General features: G+C 41.3%; 18 protein-coding genes. 1 reads left to right on the top strand and 17 read right to left on the bottom strand.

The genetic code is table 11. The features are described 5' to 3' along the window. Positions 1-37: 37 nt before the first annotated feature. The 9 genes from panD to dapB form a co-directional block, all read right to left on the bottom strand. Positions 38-421, bottom strand: a complete 384-nt coding sequence (gene panD, locus H538_RS0106860) for an aspartate 1-decarboxylase (RefSeq protein ID WP_026676978.1) — start codon at positions 419-421, stop codon at positions 38-40. A gap of 16 nt (positions 422-437) precedes the next feature. Then, positions 438-1280: a pantoate--beta-alanine ligase gene (panC, locus tag H538_RS0106855; protein WP_026676977.1), complete on the bottom strand. Its 843-nt coding sequence runs from the start codon at positions 1278-1280 to the stop codon at positions 438-440. A 1-nt stretch (position 1281) separates the two neighbouring features. After that, the gene (panB, locus tag H538_RS0106850) at positions 1282-2115 is read right to left on the bottom strand and encodes a 3-methyl-2-oxobutanoate hydroxymethyltransferase (RefSeq protein WP_026676976.1); all 834 of its coding nucleotides are present in this window, start codon (positions 2113-2115) and stop codon (positions 1282-1284) included. Positions 2116-2330: 215 nt separating this feature from the next. Beyond that, complete coding sequence (locus tag H538_RS0106845) at positions 2331-3305, bottom strand: biotin--[acetyl-CoA-carboxylase] ligase (protein WP_026676975.1); 975 nt, start codon at positions 3303-3305, stop codon at positions 2331-2333. Then, positions 3286-4485 (bottom strand): CCA tRNA nucleotidyltransferase, encoded by a 1200-nt coding sequence (locus H538_RS0106840; protein WP_026676974.1) that lies wholly within the window; start codon positions 4483-4485, stop codon positions 3286-3288. Before H538_RS0106840 ends, H538_RS0106845 begins: the two co-directional genes overlap by 20 nt. Before the next feature lie 7 nt (positions 4486-4492). Beyond that, positions 4493-5620 carry an N-acetyl-alpha-D-glucosaminyl L-malate synthase BshA gene (gene bshA / locus H538_RS0106835; protein WP_026676973.1) on the bottom strand — a complete coding sequence of 376 codons (1128 nt, stop codon included), beginning with the start codon at positions 5618-5620 and terminating at the stop codon, positions 4493-4495. Next, entirely contained in the window at positions 5617-6312 is a 696-nt protein-coding gene (gene bshB1, locus H538_RS0106830) for a bacillithiol biosynthesis deacetylase BshB1 (protein ID WP_026676972.1), read from the bottom strand. Before bshB1 ends, bshA begins: the two co-directional genes overlap by 4 nt. After that, positions 6309-6722 carry a methylglyoxal synthase gene (gene mgsA, locus H538_RS0106825; RefSeq protein WP_026676971.1) on the bottom strand — a complete coding sequence of 138 codons (414 nt, stop codon included), beginning with the start codon at positions 6720-6722 and terminating at the stop codon, positions 6309-6311. The genes bshB1 and mgsA overlap by 4 nt, the downstream gene beginning before the upstream one ends. A gap of 32 nt (positions 6723-6754) precedes the next feature. Next, the gene (gene dapB / locus H538_RS0106820) at positions 6755-7558 is read right to left on the bottom strand and encodes a 4-hydroxy-tetrahydrodipicolinate reductase (RefSeq protein WP_026676970.1); all 804 of its coding nucleotides are present in this window, start codon (positions 7556-7558) and stop codon (positions 6755-6757) included. Positions 7559-7714: 156 nt separating this feature from the next. On the opposite strand from dapB, the gene H538_RS0106815 reads away from it, so the two are divergent. Next, positions 7715-8587, top strand: a complete 873-nt coding sequence (locus H538_RS0106815; RefSeq protein WP_026676969.1) for a YitT family protein — start codon at positions 7715-7717, stop codon at positions 8585-8587. A gap of 29 nt (positions 8588-8616) precedes the next feature. On the opposite strand, the gene H538_RS0106810 is transcribed toward H538_RS0106815, so the two are convergent. The 8 genes from H538_RS0106810 to H538_RS0106775 all read right to left on the bottom strand — a co-directional run bounded on the left by H538_RS0106810 (position 8617) and on the right by H538_RS0106775 (position 14136). Then, complete coding sequence (locus tag H538_RS0106810) at positions 8617-9294, bottom strand: zinc metallopeptidase (protein ID WP_026676968.1); 678 nt, start codon at positions 9292-9294, stop codon at positions 8617-8619. Between the two features lie 66 nt (positions 9295-9360). Further along, the gene (gene ypjB, locus H538_RS0106805) at positions 9361-10149 is read right to left on the bottom strand and encodes a sporulation protein YpjB (RefSeq protein WP_026676967.1); all 789 of its coding nucleotides are present in this window, start codon (positions 10147-10149) and stop codon (positions 9361-9363) included. Between the two features lie 75 nt (positions 10150-10224). Next, entirely contained in the window at positions 10225-10815 is a 591-nt protein-coding gene (gene lhaT, locus H538_RS0106800) for a lipoprotein heptaprenylglyceryl N-acetyltransferase LhaT (RefSeq protein ID WP_026676966.1), read from the bottom strand. Positions 10816-10876: 61 nt separating this feature from the next. Continuing rightward, the gene (locus H538_RS0106795; protein WP_026676965.1) at positions 10877-11641 is read right to left on the bottom strand and encodes a menaquinol-cytochrome c reductase cytochrome b/c subunit; all 765 of its coding nucleotides are present in this window, start codon (positions 11639-11641) and stop codon (positions 10877-10879) included. 61 nt (positions 11642-11702) lie between these two features. Next, on the bottom strand, positions 11703-12374 hold the full coding sequence (gene qcrB, locus H538_RS0106790; RefSeq protein WP_026676964.1) for a menaquinol-cytochrome c reductase cytochrome b subunit: 672 nt from the start codon (positions 12372-12374) through the stop codon (positions 11703-11705). 3 nt (positions 12375-12377) lie between these two features. Further along, positions 12378-12881 (bottom strand): QcrA and Rieske domain-containing protein, encoded by a 504-nt coding sequence (locus tag H538_RS0106785; RefSeq protein WP_026676963.1) that lies wholly within the window; start codon positions 12879-12881, stop codon positions 12378-12380. 138 nt (positions 12882-13019) lie between these two features. After that, positions 13020-13490 carry a YpiF family protein gene (locus H538_RS0106780; protein WP_026676962.1) on the bottom strand — a complete coding sequence of 157 codons (471 nt, stop codon included), beginning with the start codon at positions 13488-13490 and terminating at the stop codon, positions 13020-13022. 103 nt (positions 13491-13593) lie between these two features. After that, positions 13594-14136: a ReoY family proteolytic degradation factor gene (locus H538_RS0106775; RefSeq protein WP_026676961.1), complete on the bottom strand. Its 543-nt coding sequence runs from the start codon at positions 14134-14136 to the stop codon at positions 13594-13596. Positions 14137-14178: the final 42 nt, after the last annotated feature.

The following is a 14178-nucleotide window of genomic DNA, read 5'->3' as shown; positions in this document are numbered from 1 at the left end:
GGCAATTACAAAAGAAAAACCCCTTTTAAAGGAGGGGTTAAAGAATCGTAGAAGCCGGTTCATAACCTAACATGTCGACAATTTTATTATTTTCATCCATAATGGCAACTTTCGGTTGATGTGTTTTAACTTCCTTTTCATCATACATGCCATACGAAATAATAATAACGACATCCCCTTCCTGCACAAGACGGGCTGCGGCACCATTTAAGCAAATGACCCCGCTTCCTCTTTGCCCGGGAATGATATACGTTTCAAAACGCGCTCCATTATTATTATTTACAATTTGGACTTTTTCATTAGGGAGCATATCAACCGCATCAAGTATATCTTCATCGATAGTGATGCTGCCAACATAATTTAAATTCGCTTCAGTTACACGGGCACGATGAATTTTGCCTTTCATTAATGTTCGATACATCGTTGTCACCTCATATTTAAATGGAAAATGTAATATTATCAATTAACCGGGCCTTTGAAAATTTAACGGCAAGTGCGATAATTATCGATCCTTCCACTCGATCCAGTTCTTTCAATTCCGGAAAAGATAGAATTTCGTAATAGTCTACTTCCCCGCTTGTATGTTCCTGTATATACTCTACCATTTTTTCTTTTACATATGAAATGTTTTTTTCAGAGACTACCATCTCTTTACCTAATAGTAATGATCGATATAGGTGAGGTGCTTCTTTCCGCTCATCTTCCGTTAAATAAACATTGCGCGAACTTTTAGCGAGTCCATCATCTTCTCTCACGGTAGGTACAGGGATCATTTCTATTGGAAAATTAAAGTCTTGAATAAGACCGTCCACTACAGCCACTTGCTGTGCATCTTTCATTCCAAAGTAAACTTTTGTAGGTTGAATAATATGAAACAATTTGACAAGAACAGTCGCGACGCCATCAAAATGACCCTCTCTTGATTTTCCACATAAAACATTCACTCGCTTCTTTACCGTTACTACGGCAGAAGGAGGAGTCGGATACATTTCTTCAACTCCCGGGTAAAACAAGACATCTACTTTTTTTTCTTTTGCAAGCAATTCATCCCGCTCAATATCGCGTGGATAGCGGTCAAAGTCTTCATTCGGACCAAATTGAAGAGGATTGACAAAAATGCTTAACACAACGATATCATTTTCCCGACGGGCGGCTTCAATTAGCGACAAATGGCCTTCATGCAAAAATCCCATCGTCGGAACAAACCCGATCGATTTCCCTCTTTGGCGGCATTCGGTTACGTAATCTTTCATATGTTGAATCGACTGTATAATTTTCAAGTTACTTTCCTCCGTAAACCGCTTCAATTTCTTCTTGTTTCATCGTAAACGAATGCTCATCCGCCGGAAATTGCCCCGCCTTCACTTCTTTACAATACGACTTGATTGCACTCGTCATCTGGACTCCGACGCTTGCATATTTTTTGGCGAATTTTGGAATATGATGGAATCCATAACCCAATAAGTCATGGTAAACGAGTACTTGTCCGTCCGTCTTATTTCCCGCACCAATGCCGATGACCGGAATCGTCAAACGTTCCGAAATCAGTTCAGCCAATTGTTTCGGAACACATTCGAGGACGAGCATAAACGCGCCGGCCGCTTCTACAGCTTTTGCTTCCTCTACTAACTGCGCAGCCGCCTCCGCTTCTCTTCCCTGCACTTTATAACCACCCAATACTAAGGCTGATTGCGGTGTCAAGCCAAGGTGGCCGACGACAGGGACTCCGGCATCTGTAAGAGCGCGGATCATTGGAACAACGTCTTTCGCTCCTTCAAGCTTTAACGCATGACATCCACCCTTTTGCATTAAAGCCCTTGCATTTCTAACGGTTTCTTCTTTTGATGCATGGTACGTCATAAATGGCATGTCGGTTACAATAAAGGTGTTCGGCGCCCCTCGCTTAACCGCTTTTGTATGGTGAATCATATCATCGAGCGTTACCGAAATGGTCGATTCCAATCCGAGGACAACCATGCCGAGTGAATCACCGACAAGTATGATGTCCACTTCCGCCCGCTCGCACAAATGGGCGGAAGGATAATCATAAGCTGTCACCATTGCGATTTTTTCACCATTTCGCTTCATTTTTAGAAAGCTCTGTGTGTTTTTCATCATCTTTTTTCCTCCTTTTTTCTGTAGGAGGAACAGAGGAGTCAAAAAAATCCTTCTCGCAAAGGAAGAAGGACTGAATCGTTATAAACATCCCTCTGTCCCGGTCCAGTTTGGATCTAGGCAGAACTTGCTTTTAAAAATGATTTCCGCAAAAAAGTGCAGTTCTTAAAAATTAAGATACCGCCTTTATTTACACTATTACTTTATCATAAATTTCACGACCGGGGTATCTCTATATCCGCTGAATAAATTTGATGGATTTGATTTTCGTCATCTTCTAACAGGAGGACACCTTCATCGGTTATCCCTTTCGCAAATCCTTCAAATTCCCCACTGATCGTCCGGACTTTAATTCGTTTGCCTAAACTTAGCGCATAACTTTCCCATAAAAGTTTAATGAGATGAAATCCTTCTTGTAAATATTGCTTGTACAATAACTCCATCTCTTTCATGACAGCCGCAATCAAATCCGCCCTCCGAATAGCTTGACCCGTTTCGATTTGTAAGCTAGTGGCGATTCCCCTGATTTCATCTGGAAGTTCGTCTGATGAAAGATTGACATTCATTCCAATCCCAATGATGACCGAATTAATTCGATCGGCCTCCGCTTGCAATTCGGTTAAAATGCCAACGACCTTTTTTCCATTGATTAAAATATCATTTGGCCACTTGATTTCCGCGTTAAGACCGGTTACTTTATGGATCGCTTTTACAACGGCGACTGCGGTTAGTAACGTTAATTGCGGGGCTCTTTGCAGCGGAATCTCCGGTCGAAGAATGAGGCTCATCCATATTCCGCTCCCTTTTGGCGATTGCCACGGCCTTCCCATTCTTCCTCTTGCACCCGTCTGTTCATCAGCCACGACGAGCGTGCCTTCCTCGCATTTTTCATGAGAAAGCTTATGGGCAATTTCCTGAGTGCTTGACACTGATTCTTTAGAGACAATCTGCCGGCCAAACTTTTCCGTTTTCAGGCGAATGGAGATTTCATCCGCTGTGACAGCATCTGGTGATGAAAGAATTCGATACCCTTTTTTAGGCGCAGCCTCAACTTGATATCCTTGTTTTCTAAGTTCGGCAATATGTTTCCAAATCGCCGTCCGTGAACAATTCAATTGGTCGCTAATTTGTTGCCCTGATAAAAATTCGCCTTGATGATTCATTAACATTTCAAGAAGTTGTTGTCTCATTTTCTTTCCACCTCCTCACCCATTCCATGAGTTCCTTTTCATTATTTTTAAGCCTTTTCTCTACGATCGCTTTTTGCATTTCGGAAAGAAGGGTGTTGATCCATGGCCCCCTTTTTTTCGCTATAACGTTTACTATTGCGTTCGTTTCTAATGCGATATCTTTTCTTGATTTGATAGCCAGAGAATCATATTGTTCCTTGATTTTCTTAAAATCATGATAAGGCGTCCTGCCATTCAATAGATTGCTCATCCTCTGGCATGACAGACTGTCTTTCAGACCTAACCTATAAATATCCCAGAGAGAAAGCGGTTTATCAATAAACGAAATGAGTTTTACCGCTTTTTTAATGAGCGAATTCGGTAATTTCCACTTTCTTAAGAATGACGGAATATCATCGACGCCCAGCAAAAACAAGAGAAGCGTCCACCGTTCTTCATTGGATTCCAGCCTGTCCCAATCGATCGGAAACAGTGCTTTAAATGATTGATCATACTCACTCAAAGCCGGCAAAAAGCGGTAGATGTGGTATTCATCAATCATTTTAAGCGCGCCAGAGCAATGGCTGCCCGCGAGCAATTTAATAAATTCGACGGCCATTCGTTCGACGGAAATCGCCTTTAATTCATGTGATAACTGAATACAAGCTTGTTTTGTTTTTTCTTCAAGAGAAAAACCGTACACGCTCATAAATCTTAGCGCCCGCATTATTCTAAGGGGATCCTCTTGAAACCGGTGGGAAGCATCTCCGACCGTTTCAATTTGTTTTAGCTGGATCGCCTTCCTGCCATTATATGGATCGTATATTTCACCATTTTCGTCCATCGCCATCGCATTCATCGTAAAGTCTCTTCTCGCTAAATCTTCATAAAGGGAGTCGATAAAGACGACGGACGAAGGATGCCGCTTATCTTCATAGTTTGATTCTTTTCGAAATGTCGTCACTTCATATGACTCGTGCCTGTGGCGAACAATGACCGTTCCATGTTTTAGCCCTACAGGAATGGTTTTAGAAAAGAGTGACATGACTTCTTCAGGTGTTGCATTCGTTGCAATGTCAATATCACCAATCTCTCTTTCCATTAAATAATCCCGGACAGAGCCGCCGACAAAATAAGCTTTGTACCCCGCTTCTTTTAGTTTGTTTAATACTTCACTTGCCTCAACAAAAGACGACTGCATAGCACCACTATCCTTTTAAAACTTCATAATAGATCGATTCATACTCGCTGACGATTTTTTCAGAATGAAATGTTTTGCGCACATGGCGAATAGCATTTTCCGAAAAACTCCTGTGTTTCTCCGGATCTTGCAATAATTGTATGGCTTGATTTGCTGTCTCTTCAATATTTCCTACTTCGACTAAATATCCCGTTTCCTTATCGACAATCACTTCAGGGATGCCACCAATTTTTGTCCCAATGACAGGAACACCACATGACATTGCCTCAAGTGCGACAAGGCCAAAACTTTCTTTTTCCGATAACAGCAATTTTAAATCGCTGATCGAATACAACTCAGCAATATTATCCTGTTTTCCTAAGAACAGGACATCCCCTTCAAGTCCAAGCTCTCGAACTAACCCGCAACAAACGGAAAGCTCAGGACCATTTCCGATCAGTAATAATTTCGAAGGAAGCGTGCTGTTAATGATTTTGAAAGAACGAATCACATCGGGCACCCGTTTGACGGCTCGGAAATTCGAAATATGTACGATCACCTTTTCATCCGGGGATATGCCATAAACTTCCCTTAGCGACGATTGTTTTCGCCTATAGTAAACCCGTTCGTCAATAAAGTTGTAAACCGGAAGAATGTCTTTATCGGTTGATAATAAACTTCTCGTCTCTTCTTTTAAACTATTGGATACAGATGTGACGACATCCGAGTTTTCAATACCGAATCGGATCATTCCGCTTAATGATGGATCATAGCCTAAAACCGTTATATCCGTTCCATGAAGAGTCGTCACGATTTTTAATGAATCGCCGACCATTTGTTTCGCTAAGTAAGCACATACGGCGTGTGGGATGGCATAGTGGACGTGAATCAAATCGAGCTTCTCTCTTTTGGCGACTTCCGCCATTCTGCTTGCCAGCGTCAAATCATATGGAGGATATTGAAAAACGGAATATTGATTCACCTTCACCTCATGATAAAAAATATTTTCGTAAAGCCGCCCGAGTCGAAACGGCAGGCCTGACGTGATAAAATGAACCTCATGACCTCTTTCCGCCAACATCTTCCCTAATTCCGTCGCGACGACACCGGATCCTCCTACTGATGGATAACAGGTTATACCAATTTTTAATTTCATAGTAACTCCTTTAAAACAATTGGTCTTTTGCACATAAAACCTTCAGCAAAACAAATGCCTGCCTCTTTGCCAAACAAAAGCTCCCTTGCCTTCACCGATTCAATATAACCATTTACTAGAGGAGTATTGAAGCTATCGGCGGTTTTTATAAACTGGCTTTTGTACGCATTTAAAGCAGCAATCTTGTGCTCATAATCCTCTGAAACATCCACTAAACAATCCGGTTTATGGAACCCATTGATAAAATAATAATAGACGCTTCCGGTGCGGTGGGGTTCAAGATTCTCCGGATCGGTCACCTTTTTCACGCCGCTAGAGAAGACCGCTTCGTCTACAAGCCTTGCACAATTGCCATGGTCAGGATGCCGATCCTCCCAGAAAGGCGCGAAAATAACATCTGGCTTCACTTTACGAATAACGGAAACGATTTTTAATATATAATCATCATTTATGTACAATCCACGATCAGGAAGCTGTAAATTCAACCGCTCAGCTACACCTAAGAGACGGGCCGCTTCATTTGCTTCCGTTTTGCGAAGTTCAACTGTGCCGTTAGAAGAGAGCTCAGCTTCTGTTAGATCACAGATAATTACACGTCCGCCGTTTTTCGTATGTTTGTAAATGCTCGCCCCCATTCCAATTTCGACATCATCGCTATGGGCGCCAAATGCTAGCCACGTTTTGTTTTTCATTCTTTATTTTCCCTCTCATGAATAATCGTTCTCCAGTTAAATTCTCCCCGCTCCATTGCGCGGATAAATAGCTCTCCGCTCGCCACATTTGTTGCAAGGGGAATTTGATAGACGTCACAAAGCCTCATTAAGGCATTAACATCAGGCTCGTGAGGTTGGGCCGTTAACGGATCTCGAAAAAAGATGACTAAATCCATTTCATTTTCTGCAATTAGGGCACCGATTTGCTGATCTCCGCCAAGCGGTCCTGACTGGAACCGATGGACCGATAAGCCTGTCGCCTCCATAATTTTTGTGCCAGTCGTTCCGGTGGCAAAGAGTGTGTGTTTTTTTAAAATATGCGTATAGGCAAGCGTAAAATGAATCATTTCCTGTTTTTTCTTATCATGTGCGATAAGCGCGATTTTCACAACCATTCCCCCTCTTAAAAAGCAGCCGAATTTTATTCAATGATATTTTCTAGACCATATACAAGATGATCTAACTGCATTACCGTCTCAACTGCAAGTTTTATGCCTGGCATAAAAGAAGACCTTGCGATTGAGTCATGACGAATTTTCAATGTCTGACCGACTCCGCCAAATATCACTTCTTGATGGGCTACTAACCCCGGAAGCCGTACGCTATGTATCCGAATGCCGTCCATTTCCGCGCCGCGCGCACCCTTTAACTCCTCTTTTTCATCAGGATGTCCTTGCTTTTTCGATTTCCTTACTTGCTCGATTAATTGTGCCGTCTTGATCGCTGTGCCTGATGGAGCGTCGAGCTTCTGGTCATGGTGCTGTTCAATAATTTCAACATCAGGAAGATAACGGGAAGCCATCTGGGCAAATTTCATCATTAAAATGGCTCCTATTGCAAAGTTCGGCGCAATAATCGCCCCCAATTCTTTTTCGGCTGCAAGGTTTTCAATCCGATTAAGATCTTCATCTGTAAACCCTGTTGTTCCGATGACAGGACGGACATTCATCTCAAGCGCGATTTCCAGATGTTTTTTCCCGACTTCAGGCTTTGTAAGATCAACCAATACATCTGCACGAATATCACTTAAGCATTTTCTCAGGTCATCGTATACCGGTATATTTAATGGCGGCATCCCCTCTAAATCTTTCAACATCAAACCATCATTTCGTGAATCAACGACGGCAACAAGATTAAAATGGCCGGTTCCTTGCACCATTTGAACGGCTTCCTTGCCCATTTTCCCTCTTGGTCCTGCTATTACAATATTTATCGTCTTACTCATTCTTCAATCTCTCCTTTTTCCATATGAAGTTTTACCTCTTATCCTCTCTTAGTTCATGTTAGCGAATGATGACAAGTTTGACAAATTAAATGAAAAATTGAATAGGCTATTTTTTTCGACTATAATGGAATCCGAGTATCAATTAGGGGGAATTACATGAATTATCCAATCCGTATTAAAAATATTTTGCTTATTTTATTTGGAACCGCCGTTTTTTCATTTGGACTCGTACATTTTAATATGGCCAATAACCTTGCAGAAGGCGGATTTACCGGAATTACGCTCATTTTATATTTTCTGTTCAATATCGATCCGTCGTACACGAACCTTATCTTGAATATACCGTTATTTTTCATCGGGTGGAAACTACTTGGCAGAACAACGTTTATGTATACGATTATCGGAACAGTAGGCGTTTCGGTTTTTTTATATTTATTCCAACGCTATTCTACATTGAATATCAATTTAAAAAGTGATATGACACTTGCCGCTCTTTTTGCCGGTGTCTTTATCGGGATCGGCTTAGGCATCATTTTTCGGTTTGGCGGGACAACCGGAGGGGTCGACATTATCGCCCGGCTTGTACATAAATATTTCGGATGGAGCATAGGAAAAACAATGTTCATGTTCGATGCGGTTGTCATTACGTCTTCACTTATTTATTTAAATTATAAAGAAGCGATGTATACACTAGTTGCTGTATTTATCGGAGCAAGAGTGATCGACTTTATGCAGGAAGGCGCCTATTCTGGTAAAGCAGTGATGATTATCTCGGATAAAAATGCGGAAATTGCGGCATTAATTATGAAGGAATTGGAAAGAGGGGCAACTCTTCTTACTGGAAAAGGAAGCTTCACAGGCAATTATCGGGAAGTCCTTTATTGCGTCATTGCCCGCAACGAGATCGTCCGTTTAAAACAGGTAATTGAACGGGTTGATCCACACGCCTTTGTCACCGTCAATGACGTCCATGAAGTTCTCGGCGAAGGATTTACCCTTGATGAAAACAAGAATCCAATTGGACGATAAAAAAACGAAGCGGAGTGCGCTTCGTTTTTTTAATCTTCATCACTATTCATTCCAACAAACATTAAGATAAATCGAACGAGTTCCAGGACAGCGATTAAAGCTGCAGCAACATACGTCAGCGCAGCGGCATTTAACACTTTCCTTGCTTCGCGCTCTTCATTGTTGCGGATAAGCCCGAGTTCGACAATTTGGTCCATCGCACGGCTGGATGCATTAAATTCGACCGGTAATGTGACAAGCTGGAACAAAACAGCTGCACCCATGAAAAGAATGCCAAGCAGATATAATTGAGCAAGATGAAGAAGGGCGCCGCCAATAATTAATAAAAAAGATAAATTTGATCCAATATTCGCTACAGGGACTAACGCATGCCGGAAACGGAGCGGAGCATACCCTTTGCTATCCTGGATCGCGTGGCCAACTTCGTGTGCAGCAACAGCGGCACCTGCAATTGATTGACCGTAATAGTTCTCTTCTGACAGGCGCACGACTTTGTCTCTTGGGTCATAATGGTCGGATAAGCGACCGTGTACCGGTTCGATCGAAACATGTGTAAGTCCATTCCGGTCCAATATTTCGCGGGCAACTTCAGCACCCGTTAAACCATATGAATTCGGAACTTCTGAATATTTCGCATATGTTTTTTGAACTTTCATCTGTGCCCAAATAGGAATTATCATGATCAGTATGAAATAAATGAGAAACATGTTACCGTCAATCCTCCAAAACGTTCTTTACAACTTATCTTAAGTTTCAAGCGACAAGCTGTCAAATTAAACATCTTTATGTTTATTAGTCACCCTTACATTTTCTTTTTCTGCTTTATATTTTCTCCATCCGACATATGTTAATGTGACAAAGATGACTCCTCCGATGGAAAAAATTAGCCAGAATAATGATGGTTCGGATGTGTCGCGATCCGCATGATATAATGCTTCAAAATCAGCCTGAATCACCTCTAATTCCTCTTTCGTCTCTTTAGAGCCTACAAAGTGATCTCTGTTTTTATCAATAAAGTCAATGTCTTGATCTAATTTTTGAAGTTCAACGTCACTTAAATCGATCATTAAAGCCGGACGAATTACTTCATAATGTGATAAAAACTGATTGGCTGCAAATTGAAAGCGCTGCATATTTTTATCTTGAATGGCTTTTTTCATATCCATTAATGGATTCATCAATTGATATTCTGTTTGTTTCCAGAGTGGCTGATGGTCTGAATTGACCGCATCGATCACAAGCCGAAAGCCGGTTAATTTATTTAACTTTTCTTCACTCGTTTCATTTGGCCTCGCAAGCGTCTCTCGTGCCAGCTCCATTGTGCTATCAATAATTTGCGCTTTTTCAGGTGTGAGTTCCGTTTGTCTGCTTCCCTTTTCGAATTGATTAGATAAATATTGAAGCACTTCGCTTGCTTCGTCAAAACGCTCTTCTTTTCCGAGCTCTAACACTTTATCTGAAAGTTCATTAAAAACGGACCAGTCTTTTGTGGCCGTCTGCGCATGAACATTAAACGGAAAGATGGCAAAACTAAGTATGGCCGCACATAGCATTTTTTTCATTGACTTGTCCCTCCCCTACGATATATGAAATCATATGAAAGAAGGGACAAGATTAGACCTATTTTAGCCGTACGGTCATTCGGCTTTTTTATGTATATGTTTTTTGCGCGTGAACAAGTAAACAATTGCAACTGATAAGATGCTGAGCCAAAACGTAATGTAACCGATGATCGGCATATATTTCTCAAGCATGTAATAATGCGGCATCATTTTAAAGACATAATCAATCATTTCATTATGGAGTACCCATATACTTGCAATTACAAGATGAATTGGCTGGATTTTATAAAAAGGCGCATAAAGTAAACCTTCGGCAGCCATTCCTAAATGTGAAAAGATTAACATATAATTCATCCAATTCAGCGGTGGCCCGACGATGCTCCCGGCTATATTCATTCCGACCGCCCAAATGCCGTATTTAAAAAGGCTGACGGCAGCTAACGCTTCAAATAATGGAACATTCCGTCCGAATAAAAAGGCGATTAATACAAAACAGAAAAAAAGGCTTGCAGTAGGACTGTCCGGTACAAATAAAAGAAATGGAGCCGGTGTTTCAGCAAGCTGGCTTTTGTACCAGTAGTATCCATAAATCGTGCCAAGAATATTAATAACAAGCAAACACCAGATAACCCATTTCTCTTTGAGCAGCGCAAATACCCAATACATCTTTTTAGCTTCTCCTTCTGTGTAAAAAAAGCTGACTTTATAAAAGCCAGCTTTATCTTGATTATTTTAATTTTGAAATAAATTCCGCCATTTTTTTCAAATCGGCGTCGCTTCCTTTATATTGATTAGGCGGCATTTTTGGCGGCTTTCCGTGCTTGGCAATTTTCGCGATTTCTTCCGGCTTTAATCCAGTACCAATCAATGAAGGTCCGGCACCACCAGTAAGATCTTTTCCGTGACATTGCACACAAGTTTGTTTCGTGTATACTTGATAGCCCGGATCATTTTTGTCAAATTTCGCTTCTTTCACGATTTTCCCCTGTTCCTTCGCTTTATTCCAATCGTGTGTGACAACAGATTCCCAGGTTAAATATGTAATGGAAGCTAAAGCGAGCAACATTAATCCAGTCGCAATCGGACGCCTCGACGGACGACGCTCAGGTCCTCGATCGAGCCATGGCGCCAAGAGCAGGGCACCGAAAGCAAGTGCAGGTATAACAATCGTACCAATTAATGCATAGTCTCCTGATGCATACTTATATTTTAACAATTGATACAAGAATAAGAAGTACCAGTCAGGAAGGGGGATATACCCGCTATCCGTAGGATCCGCTTTTTTCTCAAGCGGTGATTCGTGTGCAATGGTCAAAATTAAATATCCAATTAAAAAGACGGCACCTACCATCCATTCTTTCAAAAGGAAGTTAGGCCAAAACGCCTCCGTTTTTCCCGGATATTCCGAATAATCTTTCGGAATGTTTTTCATCTTTTTGATTGCCGGTACACGTGAGTCGCCAACGAATTTCATTCCTTTACCTCGATGCATACTTCTCCCTCCTTTTCGTTGAAAATATAGCGTTTCATCTCTTCTTCATTGGCACTTTATTTTACAGCGGGCCGGAAATACCTTGTTTTCGGATCATTAAAAAGTGTACGCCCATTAGCCCTAGTAATGCTGCAGGCAAGAAGAATACATGAATGGCAAAGAATCGTGTAAGCGTTTGCGCCCCGATGATTTCACCGCCGGCAAGGAATGTTTTAATGAGCGGTCCAAGAATCGGAACCATTTCAGCAATCTGAATCCCTACTTTCGTCGCAAACAATGCCTTCATATCCCATGGCAGGAGATATCCCGTAAAGCCAAGGCCAAGCATGACAAAGAAAATAAGTACACCTACAACCCAGTTTAATTCACGGGGCTTCTTGTATGCTCCCTGGAAAAATACGCGCAATGTATGTAAAAACATCATTACGATTACTAAACTCGCACCCCAATGGTGCATCCCGCGTACAATTTGTCCATTTACAACACTGTTTTGCAAATAGTTAACAGATTCCCAGGCATTTACGATATCCGGTACATAGTACATGGTTAAAAACATTCCGGATAAAATTTGAATGACAGTAATAAAAAAGGTTAATCCTCCAAAACAGTATACGAACGCAGAAAAATGGTGAGCAGGGTTGACGTGCTCAGGCACTTCGTGATCTGCTACGTCCCGCCAGAGCGGCGTAATGTCAAGGCGCTCGTCTACCCAATCGTATATTTTTTGCAACATGTATTACGCCCCCCCTCGTGGTACTGCCTTTCCTAAGTATAGTTTTCCATTTTTCACTTTGCTTTCATAGAGATCAAGCCCTGAAAGCGGCGGTGTTCCTGGTACGTTTTTACCATTTTTGTAATAACGTCCCCCGTGACACGGGCAGTAAAACTCGTTCGGATATGCCGGATTATTGTTCCAGCCTACCGTACAACCGAGATGCTTACAAATTGGTGACATCGCAACAATTTTTCCGGACGAGTCTTTATACACAAATGCGGATTGTGTAACTTCAGACTCGTACCAACCGTCTTTTTGTTTAATCTTCCAATTCACCGTCTTCGGTTCAGATGTAATTTTGCTTACGTCTGTAACCGCAACCATATCTTGATCCGAGCCTTTTTCCAGGATCGGATCAATCGCAAAGCGCACCATTGGCATCAACATCCCGGCAGCCATAAAGCCTCCGACACCAGTTAACGTATAATTCAGAAACTGACGTCTGGAGATATCTTCCTTTGACATTCATTTCCCCCCCTTGTGCCGCAAATTTGGTCCATCCGGACAGAAAATTTACACACTTATTACTAGGACATTCCCATGATAGCGTATGATGTCTTTTAATGTCAATAGAACCATCATACAAATGCCTGTCCAACTCCTTTAAACTGAACGTTTTTGCCACTCGTTAAAAATGACCGTCATCAATTGTTTAACCTGTTCTCTTATCATTTCTTCTTTATATGACTCATCCATCGACTCCAATGGAATGGCAGGCAACCATAGCAATGTTTGTTTCATAGTATGCTCAATTTTTTTCCAATCTACATCACTCGTTAAAAAAAAGATGTGCTTAAAAGCTGCTTCATCCTCAAGAGCCGTTGACCATTCCCCTAACAACTCGACGCTTACTTCCGATTCTTTACTTTTTAAATATGTAAACGGTGGCAGCAAAAGCACCCTGCCGTGAAGCTGCCGCTCAATTTCTTTGCTTAAAAGGTCTACATATTCTCCCATTCCGACAGCGTTTTTCATCTTATCATTAAAACTGACGGGTAAAAGTGGCACGAGCGCAGTATCAACATATTCTTTTGATTGATCATAAACTTCAAAGTCACGAGACTCCCATTTCATCCTCTCATTCTCCCCCTAATAGTATTCATTCTTTACTATAGTACCATGCGGTTTTACTTTTTCAAAAAAGTAACCAAAATTAAAACCCTCTTGAAAGAGGGCTTTAATTTTGCAGATTGTTTAATTCCTCAGACAATTTTTGAAACGATGCTTCATCTTTTTCATCTAAGGCTTTGTCGATTTGCATTAAAATCGTTTGCCGCTTAAACTCATTGATCGATTGATCGAGAATGAGCTCCGCCCATAAACCATATTTCTTATCTGTGACCATGTTCGGCGGCAAGTGCGGATTCTCTTCTAAAACTGAAGCATATTCCGGAGTCAGCCTGGAAGAATTAAAATTTAATTCAATATAAATATCTTCGTCCTGGTTTAGACGGATATCATGGAATGATTTCTCAGCATCTGTTGTAAGTACATTTTGTTTATAAAAGCGAAACGGAACCCCGTCCGTACACTGCGCAGACATAATAATGGCTTTCGGGCAATATTCGGCTTTTTCGACAAAATGTACTTTTTCCATTAACTGATCGTCACTGACAAGGTAATTTAACAACCAGACGCACTCTCTTTTTTTCAATTGATAATGATTTAAAAACCATTTAATAAAATCTTTTTTCTCAAGAACTGAAACAGTGCTACTCATTGCAATCCCCCCCATCATTCATTCCAATAACTATATTTACTA

Source organism: Fictibacillus gelatini DSM 15865, from assembly GCF_000430745.1.
In the GTDB taxonomy this organism is placed as follows: domain Bacteria; phylum Bacillota; class Bacilli; order Bacillales; family Fictibacillaceae; genus Fictibacillus_A; species Fictibacillus_A gelatini.
The sequence above is the reverse complement of the archived record's forward strand: the minus strand, read 5'-3'. Positions and strand labels throughout refer to the sequence as shown.